Source organism: Labrys neptuniae (assembly GCF_040797145.1).
GTDB classification, from domain to species: Bacteria; Pseudomonadota; Alphaproteobacteria; order Rhizobiales; family Labraceae; genus Labrys; species Labrys neptuniae.
This window is the reverse complement of the sequence record NZ_JBFNQD010000002.1, coordinates 358982-378534: the sequence shown is the minus strand read 5'-3', so window position 1 is coordinate 378534 and position 19553 is coordinate 358982. Positions and strand designations below refer to the sequence as shown.

Sequence of the window (19553 nt, the reverse complement as noted above, 5' to 3'; positions counted from 1 at the left end):
CGCCACACCCCATCCGACCCGGCTTTGCCGGGCCACCTTCCCCACTTCGTGGAGAAGGCAAGTGGCGCCTTACTTTGCCAAGCCTCGCCCCTACGCCAGCCGCGGCAAAACCGCAATCCGGGTTATGATGTCGGCTCAAACCTGATTCGAGCATGATATCGCTGTTTCGACGCAATCCGACGCCCCAACCCGAGCAGATCACCGTCAGGATCGGGGCGACGACCTATCCGGTCGCCGTCCGGCGGCTGGTTTCGGCGCGCCGTTATACGCTCAGGGTGCGCACGGCCCAGCGCGACATCGTGCTCTCCATGCCGGCGCGCGGCAGCCTGACCACCGCCAAGGCCTTCGCCGACAAGCATGCCGGCTGGATCGCCCTCAAGCTTGCCAAGCTCGCCCAGGATGTCAGCTTCGCCGATGGCGCCATGGTGCCCTTCCGCGATGTGCCGCACCGCATCGAGCATCGCGAGGGGCGCGGCACGGTGAAAATCGAGGCTGGCTCCCCGCCTGTCCTCGTCGTGCATGGCGATGTCCAGCATCTGCCGCGCCGCCTGACCGACTGGCTGAAGAAGCAGGCCCTGCGCGAATTGCAGGCCATCGTCGTGCGCCATACCGCGGCGCTCGGCGTCAAGCACGGCCCGATCAGCGTCAAGGACACCACCAGCCGCTGGGGTTCCTGCTCCTCGACGGGGGCGCTCGCCTTCTCCTGGCGCCTGATCCTGGCGCCGCCCTTCGTGCTCGACTATCTCGCGGCGCACGAGGTCTCGCATCTGAAGGAAATGAACCACTCGCCCCGCTTCTGGCGCCTGTGCCACCAGCTTTGCCCCCGCACCGAAGAAGCCCGGGCCTGGCTGAAGTCGCACGGCGCAGGGCTGCATCGCTACGGTTGAGCGGAAATGACGCCTGCCCTCGACATCCTCGATCGCTTCGAACGTCTTGGCTGGAAGGGCAATGACCCGATGAGCCAAATGCTGGAATTGCGCCGGGAACAGCCCACGATATTGGGTGAACTGGTCACTCTATTCCTGGATCGCGCCCTGCCGACGAACACCTTCATCGATGCGGCACTCGACTTGATGGATGACGACACCTATTCCCAGCTCGTCGGCCACGCTTGGCAGCGGGTTCGGCAGGGCGAAAGGTCGAGAGCCCTGATCGAGATCCTGGAAGGAGCCGCCCTGCAGCTTCCAAGCCTGTTCCACGATGATTGGGAACTGGTTCTCCAACTATCGGTCGAAAGCCACGTAAAATTCCATCAGCCCTTCCTCCAAGCCTGGCGTGAGCTTGACGAGGAGACCGTCCTGGATTGGTGCCGGCACTTCGAAGACTTTGCGTCTCTGGCCGAGAGGGATCGTGACAGAGCGATCGCGATCCTGCTGTCGCGGCACGAGCCGTCGGCGCGGAAGGCGTTGAGCCTGTTGAGCACCGATCCGGACGACGACGTACAGGACCTGTTGCTGGTAGCCGGCTACGCCCTGGATGATGGTGTGCTACGCAGCCTGCATAACGAAGCCCCGCATCACATCCGCTTCGATTCGCGACAATGGCGACTGATGCAGGCCCAGCAGCCTGAGTGGATACGTGAGATCCGGGACAATCAAGCCAGTTGGCAGCCAGCAGCGACAAACGGCTCTGCCGTTGTCATGGGCGGTGTTGCCGCTCATCCCTGCGGCCTCTGCCACCAGCCCTTGCATCGGTTGCTCCGGATTGCCGAACCTCGAAACTTGGGCATCGCCTGCGAGACGGATTTGGAGCTCGCGACTTGCCTGTCCTGCGAGACCTGGGAGGAGGATATTCTTTTCTTCCGACATGACCGCGATGGCCGGCCCATTCCGCATCCTTCGCAACAGCGGAAGGAAGCTCAGACCTCTAGATTTCCGGCGGAACCTTTGCTGGAGGCAGAGGCTCACCTCTTTGCTGCGCCGCGGCGCTGGGAACGACAAGATTGGGGTGCATCGAACAATCGTCAAAACCTGTCGCGCGTCGGCGGTGCGCCAAGTTGGGTACAGACGCCCTCCTATCCGGACTGCCCAGATTGCGAAAAGCCAATGCCCTTCATTGCGCAATTCGACTCAGGCCTGCCTCAGTCTGACGAGAGCGAGTGGCTTTGGGGCAGCGGCGGCTGCAGCTACGCTTTCTGGTGTCCCGATTGCCGCATCAGTGCGCATTTCTGGCAGTGCACCTGAAGCAACCCATCGCTACGGGCGGGCAAGAGCCCGTCACGCGAGATAGAACACCCGCTTCAGCGGCACCTGTACCGGGGAACTGTCCGGATTGATCGCCATGATGTCGCCCATGAAGGCCCACCAGCGCTTCATCACCGCCTCGTCGGGCAGGCGGTCGAGCTTGTGGTCGTCGCTGCGGGTGAGGATGGCGAAGAGATGATGGTCTTCCGGATCGAGCCAGATCGTGTAGTCGGAAATCCCGACCTCCTTGAGCAGCGTCACCAGCTCTGGAAAGATCTCGTCATGGCGCCTTTCATATTCGGCGGCCTGGCCGGGGTTCAGGTTCATGCGAAAGGCGATGCGGTCCGGCATGAGAGATGTCCTCGAAGCGTTTGGTGCGAACTCGGAAGCCTGATCAGCGCTTGGCAGCCGCCTCGGCGCCGATGACGTCCTGTGCCTGGCCGGACGTATCGCGCACATGTTCGAGATGCCGGCGATAGGCGGCCGTGGCCGCAGCGCCGTCGCGGGCCATCACGGCCTCGGCGATTTGGACATGCTGGGCGACGCTGATCTCGATGACGCCAGGCAGAGCGCTGGCGACGCGGCGCACGTCGAGCCCGACATCGTAGAGCCCCTCGGCCATCGCAGCGAGCAGGCGGCTGCCGCCACCGCCATAGAGGGCGCGGTGGAACTCGATGTCGAGCAGGCGGAAAGCGACCGGGTCCTCATGGAAGGCGCGGCCGTCGACGGCCAACTCGAGGATGCGCGCCCGCGTCGCCTCGTCCGCCCGTTCGGCGCAGAGCCGCACCAGTTCGAGCTCGACCACCACCCGTGCCTCGAAATGCTCGCGCACGTCATAGTCGGCGAAGGACAGCATGGTCGAGAATGGCGCCACCAGACGGCTCGGCGACAGGTCGGTGACGCTGTAGCGCCCGCCCTGGCGGCTTTCAAGCACCCCCATCAGGGTCAGCGCCTTGAGCGCCTCGCGCAAGGGCGGGCGCGAGATGCCAAAGGCGATGCCCATCTGCTGCTCGGTCGGCAGGCGGTCGCCGGAGCGAAGATTGCCCGACTTGATCATGCCCATGATGCGGGTAGCGACCTGTTCGGCGATCGGGCGCCGCTCCAGCGCGCCGCCGCCGAATGGCTCGGACAAGGCCTCGCCGGCATCCAGGGCGGCCAGATCGCTGAAATCGGGGTCTTTGATCAGCTTGCTCACAGCAGTGCCTTACTGCCTCACAGGTCGAGGCGGTAGAAGGAATTCGCGTTATCCCGGTAGAACTTGCGCAGGTGCTCGTCGGAAAAGCCGGCCAGGGCGCGATCGAGTGTCTCGACCCAGCGCGTCATGCTGGTGGCCTGCAGGCAGATCGGCCAGTCCATGGCGAAGATCGTGCGGTCGATGCCGAAGCTCTCGAAGGTGGCGTCGATGTAGGGCCTGAGGTCCACGTCGGTCCAGCTCGCGAGGTCGGCCTCCACCGGCAGGTCGGAGAGCTTGATGAAGAGGTTGGGGCAGCGCGCCAGCTCCTTCACGTCGTCGCGATACTGCGCGATGGCGCCTTCCTTGATGCCGGGCTTGCCGCAATGGTCGAGGATCATCGGTACATGCGGGATGCGCTTCACGAATTCCCGCACGATATCCATCTGGTGATGATGGACGTTGATCTCGAAATGATAGCCGAATTTCTCGAGGAGATTGACGCCCTCGATGAAGCCGTCGGACAGGGTCAAGGCGCGCGGATCGGTGTCGAACTCGACGATGCGGCGGATGCCGCGCACCGCGGGGTGCTTTTCCTTCATCTCGGCCAGGATCGGCTCGGCCCGGCTTCCCCATTCCAGCGGCGCCATCGGCACGATCGCCCGGATGCCGGGATCGCGCCGGGCCTCCTCCTCGACGAAGCGGATCTCGTCGAGATATTGGCCGCCACCCTCCCAGAAATCGGCATAGCATTCGAGGAAGACCATGGCCTCGACCTCGACGTCGCCAAGGTCGCGCCGGTAGTCCTCGACGTGATAACTCTTGGAAAAGAGCGGGCTGCCTTCGAAGGCCGAATATCTCAGCTTCGAATGGTCCCAAACGTGAAGATGCGTGTCGATGACGGGAAAATCGGGCATGGCATCCTCAGCGCAAAGTGCGTTCAAGCTGAACGCAACTATTCTCGATGTCCGATGTCGCGCCGCCCCTCACCGTACCTCGCCCCGTTCTTACGGGGCGAGGTACGGTGAGGGGCTGCGCCACGGTGCGTCAGCCTGACATCGCAGCCATTCTCCGCCAGCCAGTAAAAACTTGTCAAACTAATTTTTGTCTGACAACTTAGCCGCAAATGCGGCCGGGCTGCCCGGAACCGCCAATCCAGAAATGCCCGGGAGTGCCGCAATGCCCAAGGAATTCGAGCGCCGCCGCGTCGGCCAGACAGCGATGACCGTGCCGACCTTCGGCTATGGCGCGGCGCATCTGGGCGAGCTCTACAGCCTGGTGACGGAGGCCGATGCCAGCGCCACCATCGACGCTGCCTGGGATGCGGGCGTGCGCCTGTTCGACACCGCGCCCTGGTATGGCCTCGGCCTCTCCGAACACCGCCTCGGCTATGGCCTCCGGCACCGGCCGCGCAACGAATACCAGCTCGTCACCAAGGTCGGACGCATCCTCGAACGCCCCTTCGACCCCTCGACCTTCAAATCGGAGATGTGGCTCGGCGGCCTGCCCTTCCAGCACCGCTACGACTACACCTATGACGGCGTGATGCGCTCCTATGAGCAGTCGATGATGCGGCTCGGCCTCAACACCATCGACGCCCTGGTCATCCACGACCTCGACGCCGCCTATCAGGGTCCGGACTTCGGCTATCGCAAGAAAGACCTGGTCTATTCCGGCATCAAGGCCCTGGAGGAATTGAAGCGGCGCGGCGAGATCAAGGCCATCGGCATGGGCATCAACACCGCCGACGCCCTGGAGACGGTGGCGCCCCTGGTCGATCTCGACTTCGTGCTGGTGGCGATGCCCTACACCCTGATCGACCAAGGGTGCCTCCATACCGGCATGGCCGAATGCGTGAAGCGAAAGGTCAGCGTCGTCATCGGCTCGCCCTTCGCCTCGGGCATCCTGGTCACCGGCTCGGGCGGCAGCGCCAACTACAATTACAGCAAGGCGCCGGAGGCCGTGCAGGCCAAGGTGCGCGGCATCGAGGCGGTCTGCAAGGCCCACGGCGTGGCCTTGCCGGCGGCGGCCCTGCAATTCGTGCTCGCCCATCCAGCCGTGGTCTCGGAAATCCCGGGCGCGGTGAAGCCGAGCGAGATCGTCGAGAACGTCGCCTCCCATCACGCCCCGATCCCGGCGGGCTTCTGGTCCGACCTGAAGACCGAAGGCCTGATCGACAAGGACGCGCCCACGCCATGAACAGGGCGGGCGAGCCTGCAAGAGCGCTGCCGATCCTGATCTCGGCCCGCGACATCTCCAAGCAGTTTGCCGGCGTCGAAGTCTTGCGTGATGTCGATCTCGACCTCCATGCCGGCGAAATCCATGCCCTGCTCGGCGAGAACGGGGCCGGCAAGTCGACCTTCGCCAAGATCATCGCCGGCGTGCACCGTCCCAGCCGCGGCTCGCTCGCCCTCAACGGCACGCCCGTGGAGGTGGCTACGCCGCTGGTCGCCCAGAAGCTCGGCATCACCCTCATCCACCAGGAACCGATCTCCTTCCCCGATCTCTCGGTGGCTGAAAACCTCGTGCTCGGCCGCCATGAAGGCCCGGCACTCGGGCGGGTGCGCTGGGGCGAGCTCCGGCGCGAGGCCGTAGGCCTGATGGCCCGGCTCGGCATCGCCATCGATGTCGGCAAGCCGATGCGCGGCCTTTCCATCGCCGACCAGCAGATGGTGGAGATCGCCCGGGCGCTGGCCAGCGACAGCCGGCTGATCATCATGGACGAGCCGACGGCTCCGCTGACGCCCAAGGAAGTCGAAACCCTGTTCGGCATCGTCCGCCAGCTTCGCCAGGAAGGCCGCACCATCATCTTCATCAGCCACCGGCTCGAGGAAGTGCGGGCGCTGTGCGACCGCGTCACCATCTTCCGGGACGGCAGCAGGATTGCCACCGAGGAAACCGCCAGCCTCTCCGACGCCGACATCATCCGCCTGATGATCGGGCGGGAGGTGAAAGGCTATATTCCCCAGCACAAGTCGCGGATCGGCGCGGTGGCGCTGGCGGTTCGCGGCCTGAGCCTGCCCGGCAAGTTCGAGGACATCAGCTTCGAGGTGCGCAAGGGCGAGATCGTCGGCCTGGGCGGCCTGGTCGGTGCCGGCCGCACCGATGTCGCGCGCGCTCTGTTCGGCGTGGCTCCCGCCGCCAGCGGCAGCATCGAGGTCAACGGCAAGACCGTCGCCATCCGCGAGCCGGCAGATGCGGTGGCGCAAGGCCTCGCCTTCGTGCCGGAGGACCGGGCCGTCGCCGGCATCTTCCGCAGCCTGCCGGTCGAACAGAACATCACCGCCGCCGTGCCCGGCAAGGTGGCCCCGGGCGGCGTCATTCGTCGTGCCCTCGAACGCTCGATCGCCCGCGAACAGGTGCGCAAATTGCGCATCCGCCTCGCCAGCCTGCGCCAACCCATCGGCGAACTCTCCGGCGGCAACCAGCAGAAGGCCATTCTGGCGCGCTGGCTGCTTACCGACCCCGAAATCCTCATCCTGGACGAGCCGACGCGCGGCATCGACATCGGGGTCAAGGCCGAGTTCTACGAGATGATCGGCGAGCTGGCCGCTTCGGGTCGCGCCGTACTGCTGATTTCCTCCGAACTGCCGGAACTGCTGGCGCTCAGCGACCGCGTGCTGGTGATGTCGGAAGGGCGCCTCACTGCCAATCTTCTCCGCGGCGAGGCCAGCGAGGAAAGCGTGATGCATGCCGCCGTGCCGCGCCGCAAGTCGAACCCGGATGGACGGGCCGCCGCATGAGCATTGCCAGCCTCCTGCGCCGCCGCGAGGCCGGCATCATGGTGATGATCGCGCTGTTCGCCATCATCGTCGGCCTGATCCAGCCGCGCTTCCTCTCCGCCGAGACGCTGCGCATCGTGCTGCTGGCCGTGCCGCTGATCATGGTGGCGGCCATGGGCGAGATGATGGTGCTGGTCGCCCGCCATGTCGACCTTTCCATCGGCTCGATCCTCGGCTTTTCCGCCATCGTGGCCGGCATGCTCTGGCGCGACCATCCGGAGCTGCCCGTCATGGTCGGTGTCGTCGCCGCGATCGCCGTGGGCGGCGCGCTGGGCCTCATCAACGGGCTGGTGGTCACCCTCTTTAGGCTGCCCTCCATCATCGTGACGCTCGGCACGCTCAGCCTCTATCGCGGCCTGATCTTCTTCATCTCCGATGCCCGCCAGGTCGATCCGCAATATATTCCGCGCGGCCTGATCGAGCTCAGCCAGACCTCCCCCATTTTCGGCATTCCCTGGATCATCCTGATCTCCTTTGCCGTCGCGCTCGCCACCTACCTCTTCCTCGGCCATTCCCGGCTCGGGCGCCAGATCTACGCCATCGGCTCCAACCCGGCAGCGGCGCCGCTGCGCGGCATCCGGGCCGCGCCGATCACCGTGCTGGTCTTCGTGCTCTCCGGGGCCCTCGCCGGGCTTGCGGGCGTGATGTACGCCTCGCGCTTCGGCTATGTGAATCCCGGCATCACCGGCGTCGGCTTCGAATTCACGGTGATTGCGCCGGTGGTCATCGGCGGGGTCTCGATCAATGGCGGCTCCGGCTCGGTCGCCGGCACCGTGCTCGGCGTGCTCCTGCTCGGCGCCGTCAGCGTGGCGCTGCCGATCCTCGGCGTCTCCGGCTTCTGGCAGCAGGCGATCTACGGAGCGGTGATCCTCGCCGCTCTGGTGATCGACCGCAGCGTCCGGCAGGGCGGCCTCAAGGGCCTGCTGGCGAGGGATGCGATATGACCAGCACCGACACACATTTTACCCTCCCCTGGAGGGGGAGGGTCGAGGCGAAGCCTCGGGGTGGGGTGTCTTCTTCAAAAGAGCACCTCGCCTTATCGCCAAGTAAGAGCCCCTTCACCCCACCCCGGCCTTTCAGGCCGACCCTCCCCCTCCAGGGGAGGGTAAGGAACCCTCGTCTCGGCCAGCAAAGGGGGCACCCATGAGCCAGACCCCCGCCACCGCCGTCTCCCCGCAGGACGCCGCCAAGCCGCTGCCGCTCTGGCGTACCGTGCTGGTGCGGCCGGAGACCATGACCCTGGTGCTGCTGGCCGCCGCCATCGTCATCGCCTGCCTGCTCTCTCCCTTCTTCGCCTCGCTGACCTTCATCCTGGAAAGCGCCACCTATTACGCCGAATTCTCGATTATCGCTCTGGTGCTGACCCTGGTGATCATCGCCGGCGAGATCGACCTGTCTCCCGCCTCCACCATGGCGCTGACCGCCTGCCTGTTCGGCACCGTATTCCAGGCCGGGCTGCCGATCGGCTGGGCGATCGCGGCAAGCCTTGCCGCCGGCCTCGTCATGGGCGCCTTCAACGGCTTCCTGGTGCTGTGGCTGCGCCTGCCCTCGCTGATGGTCACCATCGGCACGCTGATCATGTATCGCGGCCTCGCCCAGGTGCTGGCCGGCGACAGGTCGATCAGCAAATTCCCGGCCTGGTTCGTCGGCATCGATTATCGCACCCTTTTCGGCGTGCCGGTGCCGGTGCTGATCTTCGTCGTCGCCTCGCTGGTCCTGGCCTTCGTGCTCGGCGCCACCATCCTCGGGCGGCAGATCTACCAGATCGGCACCAGCGAGATCGCCGCGCGCCATGCCGGCATCAAGGTCCGGCGCATCAAGTTCGCCTTGTTCCTGGCAATGGGCCTCACCAGTGCGCTTTGCGGCCTGCTCGCGGCCTCGCGGCTGGCCTCGGTGCGCTACGACCTTGCCACCGGCGGCGAGCTGCAGATGGTGCTGATCGTCATGCTCGGCGGTACCTACATCTTCGGCGGGCGCGGCACCATCGCCGGTACCTTCATCGCCTCCTGGCTCCTGGTGATCATCGCCACCGGCATGACGGTCGCCAACATCCCCGTGACCTACCAGCTCACGGTGATGGGCCTGCTGCTCATCGTCTCCATCATCGCCACCAACACGATCTACGCCCGCAACCAGAGATAGCCGGCACAGAACGGCCTTAGACCATCACCAGGAGGGAACCATGCTGAGGAAAACGCTTCTACTCGGGCTGTCGCTCGGACTCGCCCTGACCGCCGCCGTCAGTGCGCAGGCGGCCGACAAGGTCTCGATCGTCTATATTCCCAAGAACACCGGCAATCCCTATTTCGATTCGCTGGTGAAGGGCTTCCAGGACGGCTGCGCCAAGGTCGGCTGCGACTTCGACATGCAGGCCCCGGCGACCGCCGAAGCCACCTCGCAGATCCCCTTCATCACTGCGCAGACCCAGCGCGGCGTCGGCGTGATCGCCATCTCCCCCAACAGCCCCGATGCCCTCAACCAGGTGCTCGACCGCGCCCGCTCGCGCGGCATCCTGGTGCTGGCGGTCAATGGCGACCTCGTCGGCAATCTCGACCATCGCGATGCCGGCATCCTGCCCGTCGACTTCACCAAGACCGGGCCGAGCCAGGTCGAACTCCTGGGCTCGCAGATCAATTACGAGGGCGAAATCGCCATCCTCTCCGCCACCACCGACGCGCCGGACCAGAACACCTGGATCGCGGCGATGAAGGACAGCCTCGCCGGCAATGCCAAATATGCCAAGATGAAGCTGGTGGCCGTGGCCTATGGCGACGACGATCCGCAGAAATCCACCACCGAGATGGAAGCGCTGATCCAGAAATACCCCAACCTCAAGGGGGTGATCTCGCCGACCACGGTGGGCGTCGCCGCGGCGGCGCAGGTGCTGCAGACCCAGGGCAAGGCCAAGCAGATCACGCTCACCGGCCTCGGCACGCCCAACCAGATGCGCCCCTTCATCAAGGACGGCACACTCAAGGCCTTCCAGCTCTGGAGCCCCTATAATGAAGGCCTGCTCACCTCCTATTTCGCCGTGGGCGTGAAGAACGGCACCATCAAGAACGAGCCCGGCACCAAGTTCGAGGTTCCGGGTCTCGGGCAGATCACCATCGGGGCCGATCACATCATCAACACCCAGGCCGAGCTGACGACCTTCGACGCCGGCAATATCGACCAGTTCAACTTCTGACACCGATCCGGCGTGGGAAATCCCGCGCCGGCCTTCCCTCATCCCAGTTTCCCCGGACGTTCCCATGAACAGCTACGATTTCGCAGGACAGGCCGCCATCGTCACCGGAGGTGGCCAGGGCATCGGGCTGACGGTCGCCGAACGCATTTTGGCCGGCGGCGGCAACGTCTCGATCTGGGATCGGGACGCTTCCCTGCTGCAGGCCCTGGAGGTCAAATATGGCCGCAACGGCAAGGTCCAGGCCCTCAATGTCGACATCGGCGACCTCGCCTCGGTGGAGGCCGGCGTCAAGCAGACCCTGGCGCGCTTCGGCCAGATCGACGTCCTCATCAACAATGCCGCGATCGTCGGCCCCAATGCCAATACCTGGGAATACCCGCCCGAGGCCTTCGCCGAGGTGGTGCATATCGGCCTGGTCGGCACCTTCCATGTCTGCCACGCCGTGGTGCCGCACATGATCGCCCGCAATTACGGGCGCATCGTCAATTTGAGCTCGGTTGCCGGCAAGGAAGGCAATCCCGGCGCCCCCGCCTATTCCGCCACCAAGGCCGGCGTGCTGGCGCTGACCAAGTCGCTCGGCAAGGAACTCGCCAAATACGACATCTCGGTCAATGCGGTGACGCCGGCCGTGGCCAAGACCACGATGGCGATGAGCCAGGATCCCGACTTCCTGAAGATGATCCTCTCCAAGATCCCGCGCGGGCGCATGCTGGAACTCGCCGAGGCGGCCGCCATGATCTGCTGGCTGGCCACCAGGGAGAATTCCTTCACCACGGGCGCGGTGTTCGATCTTTCCGGCGGCCGGGCGACCTATTGATACCAAAGCTCGGGAATGTCGATGCATCCGAGTCTTCGAAATAGCTTTTGGTATGAAGGACATCCGGCAGAGAGATAATCGCTCACGGTCGCGCTGCCCCTCGCCTTACCTCTCCCCGTAAGAACGGGGCGAGGAGGCACAGGCGTTGCGACTGGCCCTCGGTCCATTCATCTCGCCCAACGGTTGAGCGAGATGGTGCGGTCTCGGCATGAAACGCGACGTCAAAGTCCCCTCGCCCCGTTCTTACGGGGAGAGGTAAGGTGAGGGGCAGCGCGACCTAAAAGGAGGAGAGGTGAGCAATGCCCCGTGACAGCCTCGGGCGATCACCACTCGAAGGCGTCGGTGGTCTCGCGCTTGCCCACCACCATGGCGTCGGCGACCAGATGGAAGGGCGCAGCATCGACCGCGCTCTCGCCGCGATCGAGCAGGCCGGCGAAGCGGGCATAGATGCCTTCATATTCGGCCATCGGCTCGGCCACGGTCAGGTTGCCGTTGACGGCAAGCTTGGAGCCGCCGTCGATCAGGGTGAGCCGGGTGCCGTCCTCGACAACGATCTCGATGGTCCAGGTCTGGTCGCCGGTCTGGCGCCAGTCGAACTCGGCCGTCAGTTCAGCGCCGGGCAGGCCGGCATCGGAAGCGAAGGTCAGTCTGGCCGCGATCGGCGTATCGCGATTGGCGGGATAGGTCAGGCTCGCTGCCGTGACGAAGAAGGGCTCCGGCGCGATCTCGGTGAGGATCGACAGCGCGTTGATGCCCGGATCGAACACACCGAAGCCGCCCGGCTGCCAGATCCATTCCTGGCCCGGATGCCAGCGCCGCACGTCTTCCTTCCAGGTGATGGCGAGGGAGGCGATCTTGCGGCCGGCCAGGCGCTTCTTCGCCTCTTCGACCCCGGCATTGTATTGCGAGTGCCAGGTGGCGAACAGCACGCAGCGCCGGGCCGCCGCCTGGCGCACGAGATCGGCCAGCTCGCTGACGGTGGGCGCCGGCGGCTTTTCCAGGAGCACGTTCATGCCGGCGTTCAGCGCCTCCAGCGCCACCTGGTGGCGCACCGAAGGCGGCGTGCAGATCGCCACCGCGTCGAGATCCGGCATGGCGGCATAGAGCTCGGCCGGGGTGCGGAAGGTCGGCACGCCCGCCTGCTCGACGCCGCGCTGGCTCACCAGGGCGGCCAGCCGGAAGGCCGGGTTCTTGGCGATCACAGGCAGATGCTGGTCGACCGCGATCTTGCCGACGCCGATGATGGCGATGGAATGCTGGCTCATGAAGGCCGCCTCTATTTGTCAGTCAATTCGAGGCGTGCGTAGCAGCAAATCGGGGGCGCGGGAAGAGACTCCCGCGCTCGCACGTCACATCCGTTCGGGAACCGCGATGCCGAGCAGCCACAGCCCCTTGGCCAGCACGGCACGAGCAAGGCCACACAAAGCGAGGCGGGAGGCACGCTCGGCCTCGGTATCGGCGGCCAGCACCGGGCAATCGGTGTAGAAGCGGCTGAAGGCCTGTGCCACCGAAAACACATAGTCGGCGACCTCGTTCGGCGCATTGTTGCGTCCGGCGGAAGCGACCACTTCGGGCAGCCTGGCGCATTCGAGCACCAAGGCGCGCTCGGCCGGAGCCGCCACCTGCAGGGCGCCGGCCTGATACCCCTTGGCCTCGGCATTGGCGAGGATGGAGCCGATGCGCACGCAGGCATATTGCACATAGGGCCCGGTCTTGCCTTCGAAGGAGACCATGCGGTCCGCGTCGTAGATGTAGCCCGAGATGCGGTAGGAGGAGAGATCGGCGAACTTGACCGCGGCGAGACCCACCAGCTTGGCGAGTTCGATGCGATCGAGCGTCGGATCGTCGTTGACCAGACGCTCTCCTGCCTTCTCGATCGCCTCGCCGAGCAGGTCCTTGAGCTGCGCCACCCCGCCTTCGCGGGTCTTGTAGGGCTTGCCGTCGGCGCCGTTCACCGTGCCGAAACCGGCATGGATCAGCTCGACGCCCGGTGCCAGGTCCGCCCGCTCGGCCGCCTTGAAGACCTGGCGGAAATGCAGTTCCTGGCGCTGGTCGACGACATAGACGATACGCTTGGGGTCCTGGTCGCGCACCCTGGCCACGATGGTGGCGAGATCGGTGGTGGCATAGAGGGCCGCGCCGTCCTTCTTCTGCAGCAGGAGCGGGGGCATCGGCTTGTTGTCGCCGGGCGTGGCGACGTCGACGATCAGGGCGCCCTCGCTTTCCACCGCCACGCCCTTGGCGCGCATGTCGGCGATCATGCCGGGGATCAGCGGCTGCACGTCGCTTTCGCCCAGGAAAAGATCGAAATGGGTGTCGAGAAGATCGATGTCGACGCGCTGCGCCGTCAGCGAGATGTCGCGCAGCTTCTGCCAGATCGCCGTGGCGTCGGGATCGCCCGCCTGCAAGGCGGCGGTGGCGGCGCGGGCGAGTTCCATGCGGGCGGGATCGGCCTTGCAGGCCGCGGCGGCCTCCGGATAGATGCGCTGCAGGTCGTCCATGGTCAGGTCCGGCGCCTCGCCCGGGCCGAGGTCGGGCCAGCGCAGCCGGATCTCGGAGATCAGCTGGCCCATCTGCAGGCCCCAATCACCGAGATGGATGTCGGAGACCGTGTTGAGGCCCTGGGCTGCATTGATGCGCCGCAGGCTCTCGCCGATCACCAAGGCGCGCAGATGGCCGACATGCAGCGGCTTGGCGACGTTGGGGCCGCCATAGTCGAGCACCACCGTATCTGCTGGCAGTTGCACGATGCCGAGATCGGGCGAGGCGGCCTGGGCCGCGGCGCATTCGGACAGGAATTCATCGGACAGGCGCAGATTGAGGAAGCCGGGGCCAGCCACCGAGACTTCCTTGAAGGCCGGGAGGTCCTTCAGCTTTTCGGCGATCTCGGCAGCGAGCTCGCGCGGATTGCGCTTGAGGCTCTTGGCCAGCGGCATGGCGCCGTTGCATTGCAGGTCCGCGAGCTCCGGCAGTGTGGAGCGGGTGGCTCGGGCGGTCTCGGTCGGCAATCCACAGGCTGAAAAGGCATTCGCCAACATCTCATCGACGAGGCGGTTCAAAGAGGCAGACATGCGGACGCTTCCTATCAAATCGGTCAGCGTTCGCAGTAAGCACCTTGGCGCGCGGAGGCAAGCGTCAGGCGGGCATTCGGGGCGGATTTTGCGATTTCAGCCGCTCGAAAGGGCGAATTTCAAGGAATGGGACTGGCAGTCAGCGTCGTCATCGGCACAGGACGGGCTGCCACAATTCAAGGCCGGAACGCGCCTTCGCGCTCCGGCCGCAGGAGAAGAACCATGCTCTCGGCGATCGGTTTCAGCCCCGCCCCCCGGCGACCTTCTTGAGCGGGATTTCGGGTTCCACCGCATCTTCCCCGAGATGGGTGAGGTCCGGGATCTCGCGCAGATTGTCCGGCGCGGCCAGCGGGTCGATCAGATCCTCGATGCAGGGCGGTGTCGGCACCAATGTGAACTCGGCCGTATTTTCCTGCAGCACCAGTTGGCGTGCGAGGTCCCAATGGAACAATTCGCGCCCCTCCGGCTGTCCGTCCAAGACCCACAATTCATGGGCCTTGTCGCGGATCTTCTGTTCTATCTCATTGCTCATCAATGTCTCTCCCGGTCTGGGTTATGGCAAGTAACGCCCATGGCCTAGAGTCTGTCTGGCCTTGTCAGGCTCAAACCTGAATCTACCGCGACCGGCGGCTTCCGGTCCCCGCGGACGAACTCGAAACACCTATCGTCCAGGTGCCCGGAACAAGCCGGGCGCGGCGAGCATCGCGCGATGGCACATAGCCTCAACCCGCCATGATCCCGGCGGTTCCCCGCCACGATCAATTTCCTTCCCCTCAATGGAGCAACCTTCGGAAGGCGGATGCGTGCCCTCGTTAAGATAGGGCGAGGAAGCCAGATTTCAACCAAAATCGGCATCTCAAAGCGCTTTGATAACCCTCATCTCTGATTGAACGACGAGAGACCGGGTGCATGGGCATGGCAGGTCAAGAGCATGATGGCAGCGTCCACGGCACGCCGAACGGTCGAAAACAGGCCGTGGCATCGAGCCCGGAACCTTCCATCCTGCAGGGGCGTTCTTCAGAGCCGGCGCGTTCACGACCGGACGCTGCCTCTAGTTCCTTGTTTCCAAGCCAATCCACGGATTGGCAAGTATGTCTTTGTGATCCTTGATGCCTCCGTCCAATCACAAGACGCCTCAGGCATCCGTGTTAGGATGCAGATGGGAATGCAGCCCCTGACAGGGCGGTGATCTTGGTGGGTACAATGGAGTTTCGACGCCATCTCGTCCTCAACCTCGACGACCACGTGGTCGAGCGGCGCGCCAAGACCGAGGCCCTTGGCCGGGCAAGCGAAATCGACGTGATCGAAGCAGGCTCGGGCTTCGATGCCCTCGTCCTGGTCCGCGAGCGACGGCCGACCCTGGTGCTGCTCGAGGAGAGGCTGCCCGACATGAGCGGCCACGATCTTTGCCGCATCATCAAGCAGGATTATCCCGATACCCTGGTGCTGCAGACCTCGGCATCCTTCGTTTCGGGCGACAATCGCATGCGGGCGCTGGAAGCGGGTGCCGATTCCTGCCTCGCCCAGCCCTGGGAACCGGTCGAACTCGTCGCCTCCGTCCGCGCCTTGCTGCGCATCCGGGCGGCCGAAACGGCCCTGCGCGAGAGCGAGGCCAACTTCCGCACCCTGGCGGACAACATCCCGATCCTGTGCTGGATGGCCGCCGCGCATGGCGGCATCTACTGGTATAATCAGCGCTGGTATGACTATACGGGTTCATCGCTCGAGCAGATGCAGGGATGGGGCTGGCGCTCGGTGCATGACCGCCGGCAGCTGCCCGATATCATCGCGCATTGGCGGGAATCGCTCGAACAGGGCAGCGCTTTCGAGATGGTCTTCCCGCTCCGCGGCAGGGACGGCATCTTCCGCCCTTTCCTTACCCGCGTCGCCCCGGTCCGAGACGATACCGGCCGGATCCTGCGCTGGTTCGGCACCAATACCGACATTTCCAGGCAGAGAGAGGCCGAGGCCAGGCTCCGCGAACTCAACGAGACGCTGGAGCAGCGGGTCCAGACCGCCATAGCCGCCCGGGCCACGGCCGAGAACAGCCTGCATCAGTTGCAGAAGGTCGAGGCTCTCGGGCAGCTCACCGGCGGCATCGCCCATGACTTCAACAACATGCTCGCCGTGGTCATCGGCGGCCTCACTTTGCTCAAGCGCAAGCTGGAGCGCGGCCAGACCAATGTCGGACGCTATATCGACGGCGCTCTCGACGGCGCCGAGCGCGCCGCCGCACTGACCAAGCGCCTGCTCGCCTTCTCCCGCCAGCAGCCGCTGACGGTGGAAGCCGTGTCGCCCAACGCCATGATCGCCGACATGGCCGACCTGCTGTCGCGCACGCTGGGCGAGCATATCCACATCACCACGATCCTGGCGCCGGACGGCTGGGCGGTGGAGACCGACAGGAGCCAGCTGGAAAACGCCCTGCTCAACATGTCGGTGAACGCGCGTGACGCCATGCCCGACGGTGGCGAACTCACCATCGAAACCAGCAATGCCATACTGGGCCGCAGCCAGGCCGAGGAATTCGGCATCGCCTCCGGTTCCTATCTCAGCGTGGCGGTGATCGACACCGGCATCGGCATGTCGGAAGACGTGGCCGCGCGCGCCTTCGACCCCTTCTTCACCACCAAGGGCGTGGGCAAGGGCACCGGCATGGGCCTCAGCCAGGTCTTCGGCTTCGTGCGCCAGACCGGCGGCCATGTCACCATCGCATCGATGCCGGGACAAGGCACCACGATCAGGCTCTATTTGCCACGCTCGGAGGCTGCCGAGGCCCAGCGCCCCCTGTGGGACGGGCTTCCCACCACCTTCCATGGTCATCCCGGCGAGACCGTGCTGGTGGTGGAGGATGAGGACAGGGTGCGCTCCATGGCGGTGGAGGCCTTGCGCGGGCTCGGCTACACCATTCTCGAGGCCGCATCCCCGAGCGAGGCCCTCGGTTTCGTCGCAGCCGGCCGGCCCATCACCTTGCTGTTCACCGACATCGTCATGCCCGGGATGAACGGCGGCGAACTCGCCAGCCGCGCCCGGGCCCATTCCCCCGGCATCAAGGTGTTGTTCACCACCGGCTACGCGCCGGACGACAATGGGCGGGTCGAGATATCAGGCCTCGACACCAGACCACTCTACAAACCCTACTCGATCGACCAGCTCTCACGCCGCATCCGGGCGGCAATCGACGGATGAGGCCGGCCGTTCAAGCTCCATCAAACGGAATGGGGGAGGAACACGCGTTCCTCCCCCATTCCGTCCTACTTGCTACGAAACCGGCTCAATCCCGGGGCAGGGACCGCCTGTTGCGCCGCGCGACGACCTTGACGCGAGCCGGCTGGCGCATCGACGCTACCGCGAGGGTGCAGAGCCCCGTGGCCAATAAGGTCGAAAGAACCGCAAGCAGAGTGTTCATCATGTTCTATACCCCTGATACTCGGCCAAACGTCCGATCATGCTGAATTGTTAACGCGCCGGGGCGCGCAAAGTTCAGTTACAATTTCCTAACAATCCTGCACCGATCGACCATGAGGCGGCACCTACCCTGAGGAGCACCAACAGGCGAGCATCGCCTAATCGATGACCGTCTGCCGGTCCCCTCAACAGGAAACATAGGCACTATATGACCGTTGGCAAGGGTTATTCCGCTGCGGAAGCGCCGGTCCCCCGGTCTTCCGCCTGCTGCTCGCCGTCGCCGGCAGCGGCAAGCTCCCAGGCCCCCAGGTCACCCGCAGCGAGGTCCTTCCTCTCGACTGCGTCGAGCTGCTGCACGAGGCCCAGCAGGATTCGCGAGGGCTGCGGCGGTTCCACCGGCCTGTCGGCAGCAAATCCGAAGCCGAAGCGCCCGCCGTCGAGATCCTCGATGTCGAGCGTGAGAACGAGTGCCAGGCCGGGATGCAGGATGGCGGAGGCATGGTCGACCACGAGCAGGCCGAGCGGGATAGCGCGATCCACCGGCAGCGCCATGTCGGTCCGCCCGCGTAAAGCCATGCTTTGCCCGGGGCGGCACAGCAGCCTGCCGATCACCTGTGTGACGTCACGCAGGAAGGGCTCGACCGCCACCGGATGCATCTCGCCCTCGGACAGGGCACCCCGATAGGCCGCCGACAACACGTGCACCCTGCATTCAGCCTCGCTCAAGGCCATGCGGGCATCGCCGGCATAGGCGTTCTTGGATAGGCCGATATAGCTCTGCACCACTTGGAGATTGTTCTTCACCCGGTGATGCAGCTCGCGGGTAAGGGCATGGTTGGCCGCAAGCGCCGTCTGCAGGCGGTGCTCGCGTGCTTCCTGCTCCTCCACCATGTCGTTGAAGGCGACCACCACATTGCGGATGTCCGACGGCATCTGGGCACTGAGCGGTACACGTCCCCAGCCCGAATGGCGCCGAGCCCGCGACGCAGCCTCGATGCCCTTGAGCCATTGCACCAGATGCCGTTTCATCACCCGGGCAAAGACGACCAGCAACAACAGCAAGGCGGCGAGGGGCGCCAGCAGCAGGAAAAGGAATTGCGAGCGGGCTGCCCGCAGATGGATGTCACGGAAGCTGGCGACGATATAGAGATCGGGCGCCGCCGGCATGGCATAGTAGATCCGCGTCTGGCCGGCGCCGCTGACGGCGATCCAGCGCTGTCGGGTCACGGGAAAGGTTCCCTTCGCCGGCAGCCAGCCATTGTCGTCCGCCGGGCGCCCCCGAGCAAACACGATGTCCTCATGCACGGTGATCAGGGCAGCGACGAAGTCACGCGCGCCGTCACCGAGGTTGAAGACACGATCGAGGGCCTGCGGAGCGACCACCAGCAGTGCCTGCCAGCCCGGCGCGTCCGGCTTGCCCTCGCGCCGGGCATAGACGACGATCCGGCGCTCGCCCCCAAGCACCACCGAATCATAGCGGCTGGTTACCGGCGACAACACCGCGCGGGGTTGGAGCACCGGCTTGGCAGCCTGCGCTGCCAATTCGGCGCCAAGCGAGGACCGGTCCAGGCCGGATATGCCGGAAAACAGGCAGGCCGGGCTGCCATCCCCCTGGATCAGCAGGGCCTGGTAGCCGTCGAGCTGTCCCACATTGGCCTTGCCGACCGCCTCGCAGGAGGCGCCGTTCGTGACTTCGGCGGCCGAGATCATCAGCCCCCGTACGACGCCGACATACCAGATGCCCATGCGAACGACGAAATTGCCGACCGTCTGTGCCTGGGACGTCTCGATCGTCTTGACGTCATCGCGATAGGTCACCACCGCGATGATGCTGGTGATGGCACCGACCGGTATGGCGACCATCAGGAAGAAGGTCAGCAGTTTGGCCTGGACCGTATCGAAGGCCAAGATCCTATTGAAGACCAAGATCCTAT

16 protein-coding genes are annotated in these 19553 nt (G+C 65.1%); 9 read left to right on the top strand and 7 right to left on the bottom strand.

Translation table 11 applies throughout. The annotated features are described in order from the left end of the window. The first annotated feature begins 152 nt into the window (after positions 1-152). A complete protein-coding gene (locus ABXS05_RS09020) occupies positions 153-887 on the top strand; it encodes a M48 family metallopeptidase (protein ID WP_311939895.1) in 735 nt (244 codons plus the stop codon). Positions 888-893: 6 nt separating this feature from the next. Beyond that, positions 894-2183 carry a hypothetical protein gene (locus ABXS05_RS09015; RefSeq protein WP_367623654.1) on the top strand — a complete coding sequence of 430 codons (1290 nt, stop codon included), beginning with the start codon at positions 894-896 and terminating at the stop codon, positions 2181-2183. Between the two features lie 33 nt (positions 2184-2216). Here the strand turns inward: ABXS05_RS09015 and rhaM are convergent, their stop codons facing one another. From rhaM to ABXS05_RS09000, 3 genes are read right to left on the bottom strand one after another with little or no spacing between them, the layout of a single operon-like run. Next, positions 2217-2534, bottom strand: a complete 318-nt coding sequence (gene rhaM, locus ABXS05_RS09010; RefSeq protein WP_367623653.1) for an L-rhamnose mutarotase — start codon at positions 2532-2534, stop codon at positions 2217-2219. Positions 2535-2577: 43 nt separating this feature from the next. Further along, a complete protein-coding gene (locus ABXS05_RS09005) occupies positions 2578-3378 on the bottom strand; it encodes a FadR/GntR family transcriptional regulator (protein WP_367623652.1) in 801 nt (266 codons plus the stop codon). Between the two features lie 17 nt (positions 3379-3395). After that, the gene (locus ABXS05_RS09000; protein ID WP_367623651.1) at positions 3396-4271 is read right to left on the bottom strand and encodes an amidohydrolase family protein; all 876 of its coding nucleotides are present in this window, start codon (positions 4269-4271) and stop codon (positions 3396-3398) included. A 262-nt stretch (positions 4272-4533) separates the two neighbouring features. Between ABXS05_RS09000 and ABXS05_RS08995 the strand changes: the two genes are divergently transcribed. The 6 genes from ABXS05_RS08995 to ABXS05_RS08970 all read left to right on the top strand — a co-directional run bounded on the left by ABXS05_RS08995 (position 4534) and on the right by ABXS05_RS08970 (position 11140). Further along, positions 4534-5553: an aldo/keto reductase gene (locus ABXS05_RS08995; RefSeq protein WP_367623650.1), complete on the top strand. Its 1020-nt coding sequence runs from the start codon at positions 4534-4536 to the stop codon at positions 5551-5553. Next, entirely contained in the window at positions 5550-7097 is a 1548-nt protein-coding gene (locus ABXS05_RS08990; RefSeq protein ID WP_367623649.1) for a sugar ABC transporter ATP-binding protein, read from the top strand. The genes ABXS05_RS08995 and ABXS05_RS08990 overlap by 4 nt, the downstream gene beginning before the upstream one ends. Continuing rightward, positions 7094-8080 (top strand): ABC transporter permease, encoded by a 987-nt coding sequence (locus ABXS05_RS08985; RefSeq protein WP_367623648.1) that lies wholly within the window; start codon positions 7094-7096, stop codon positions 8078-8080. Before ABXS05_RS08990 ends, ABXS05_RS08985 begins: the two co-directional genes overlap by 4 nt. A gap of 199 nt (positions 8081-8279) precedes the next feature. Next, on the top strand, positions 8280-9278 hold the full coding sequence (locus tag ABXS05_RS08980) for an ABC transporter permease (protein ID WP_367623647.1): 999 nt from the start codon (positions 8280-8282) through the stop codon (positions 9276-9278). Positions 9279-9318: 40 nt separating this feature from the next. After that, positions 9319-10323: a substrate-binding domain-containing protein gene (locus ABXS05_RS08975; RefSeq protein ID WP_367623646.1), complete on the top strand. Its 1005-nt coding sequence runs from the start codon at positions 9319-9321 to the stop codon at positions 10321-10323. 64 nt (positions 10324-10387) lie between these two features. Next, positions 10388-11140: an SDR family NAD(P)-dependent oxidoreductase gene (locus ABXS05_RS08970; protein ID WP_311934223.1), complete on the top strand. Its 753-nt coding sequence runs from the start codon at positions 10388-10390 to the stop codon at positions 11138-11140. Between the two features lie 323 nt (positions 11141-11463). Here ABXS05_RS08970 and ABXS05_RS08965 read toward each other — a convergent pair whose 3' ends face one another. From ABXS05_RS08965 to ABXS05_RS08955, 3 genes are all read right to left on the bottom strand, one after another. Next, complete coding sequence (locus ABXS05_RS08965) at positions 11464-12405, bottom strand: Gfo/Idh/MocA family protein (protein WP_367623645.1); 942 nt, start codon at positions 12403-12405, stop codon at positions 11464-11466. A gap of 84 nt (positions 12406-12489) precedes the next feature. Further along, positions 12490-14211: an arginine--tRNA ligase gene (gene argS / locus ABXS05_RS08960; protein WP_311934221.1), complete on the bottom strand. Its 1722-nt coding sequence runs from the start codon at positions 14209-14211 to the stop codon at positions 12490-12492. Positions 14212-14452: 241 nt separating this feature from the next. Further along, positions 14453-14743: a DUF2934 domain-containing protein gene (locus ABXS05_RS08955; protein WP_311934220.1), complete on the bottom strand. Its 291-nt coding sequence runs from the start codon at positions 14741-14743 to the stop codon at positions 14453-14455. A 671-nt stretch (positions 14744-15414) separates the two neighbouring features. Between ABXS05_RS08955 and ABXS05_RS08950 the strand changes: the two genes are divergently transcribed. Then, a complete protein-coding gene (locus tag ABXS05_RS08950) occupies positions 15415-17400 on the top strand; it encodes a response regulator (protein WP_367623644.1) in 1986 nt (661 codons plus the stop codon). A 444-nt stretch (positions 17401-17844) separates the two neighbouring features. Here ABXS05_RS08950 and ABXS05_RS08945 read toward each other — a convergent pair whose 3' ends face one another. Beyond that, on the bottom strand, positions 17845-19527 hold the full coding sequence (locus tag ABXS05_RS08945) for a sensor histidine kinase (RefSeq protein WP_367623643.1): 1683 nt from the start codon (positions 19525-19527) through the stop codon (positions 17845-17847). Between the last annotated feature and the right edge of the window lie 26 nt (positions 19528-19553).

What these genes read in the sequence shown, in the direction of transcription:
- ABXS05_RS09020 (WP_311939895.1), top strand. Translation starts at nt 153, where the DNA reads ATGATATCGCTGTTTCGACGCAATCCGACGCCCCAACCCGAGCAGATC.
- ABXS05_RS09015 (WP_367623654.1), top strand. Translation starts at nt 894, where the DNA reads ATGACGCCTGCCCTCGACATCCTCGATCGCTTCGAACGTCTTGGCTGG.
- rhaM (WP_367623653.1), bottom strand. Translation starts at nt 2,534, where the DNA reads ATGCCGGACCGCATCGCCTTTCGCATGAACCTGAACCCCGGCCAGGCC.
- ABXS05_RS09000 (WP_367623651.1), bottom strand. Translation starts at nt 4,271, where the DNA reads ATGCCCGATTTTCCCGTCATCGACACGCATCTTCACGTTTGGGACCAT.
- ABXS05_RS08995 (WP_367623650.1), top strand. Translation starts at nt 4,534, where the DNA reads ATGCCCAAGGAATTCGAGCGCCGCCGCGTCGGCCAGACAGCGATGACC.
- ABXS05_RS08990 (WP_367623649.1), top strand. Translation starts at nt 5,550, where the DNA reads ATGAACAGGGCGGGCGAGCCTGCAAGAGCGCTGCCGATCCTGATCTCG.
- ABXS05_RS08985 (WP_367623648.1), top strand. Translation starts at nt 7,094, where the DNA reads ATGAGCATTGCCAGCCTCCTGCGCCGCCGCGAGGCCGGCATCATGGTG.
- ABXS05_RS08980 (WP_367623647.1), top strand. Translation starts at nt 8,280, where the DNA reads ATGAGCCAGACCCCCGCCACCGCCGTCTCCCCGCAGGACGCCGCCAAG.
- ABXS05_RS08975 (WP_367623646.1), top strand. Translation starts at nt 9,319, where the DNA reads ATGCTGAGGAAAACGCTTCTACTCGGGCTGTCGCTCGGACTCGCCCTG.
- ABXS05_RS08970 (WP_311934223.1), top strand. Translation starts at nt 10,388, where the DNA reads ATGAACAGCTACGATTTCGCAGGACAGGCCGCCATCGTCACCGGAGGT.
- ABXS05_RS08965 (WP_367623645.1), bottom strand. Translation starts at nt 12,405, where the DNA reads ATGAGCCAGCATTCCATCGCCATCATCGGCGTCGGCAAGATCGCGGTC.
- argS (WP_311934221.1), bottom strand. Translation starts at nt 14,211, where the DNA reads ATGTCTGCCTCTTTGAACCGCCTCGTCGATGAGATGTTGGCGAATGCC.
- ABXS05_RS08955 (WP_311934220.1), bottom strand. Translation starts at nt 14,743, where the DNA reads ATGAGCAATGAGATAGAACAGAAGATCCGCGACAAGGCCCATGAATTG.
- ABXS05_RS08950 (WP_367623644.1), top strand. Translation starts at nt 15,415, where the DNA reads ATGGAGTTTCGACGCCATCTCGTCCTCAACCTCGACGACCACGTGGTC.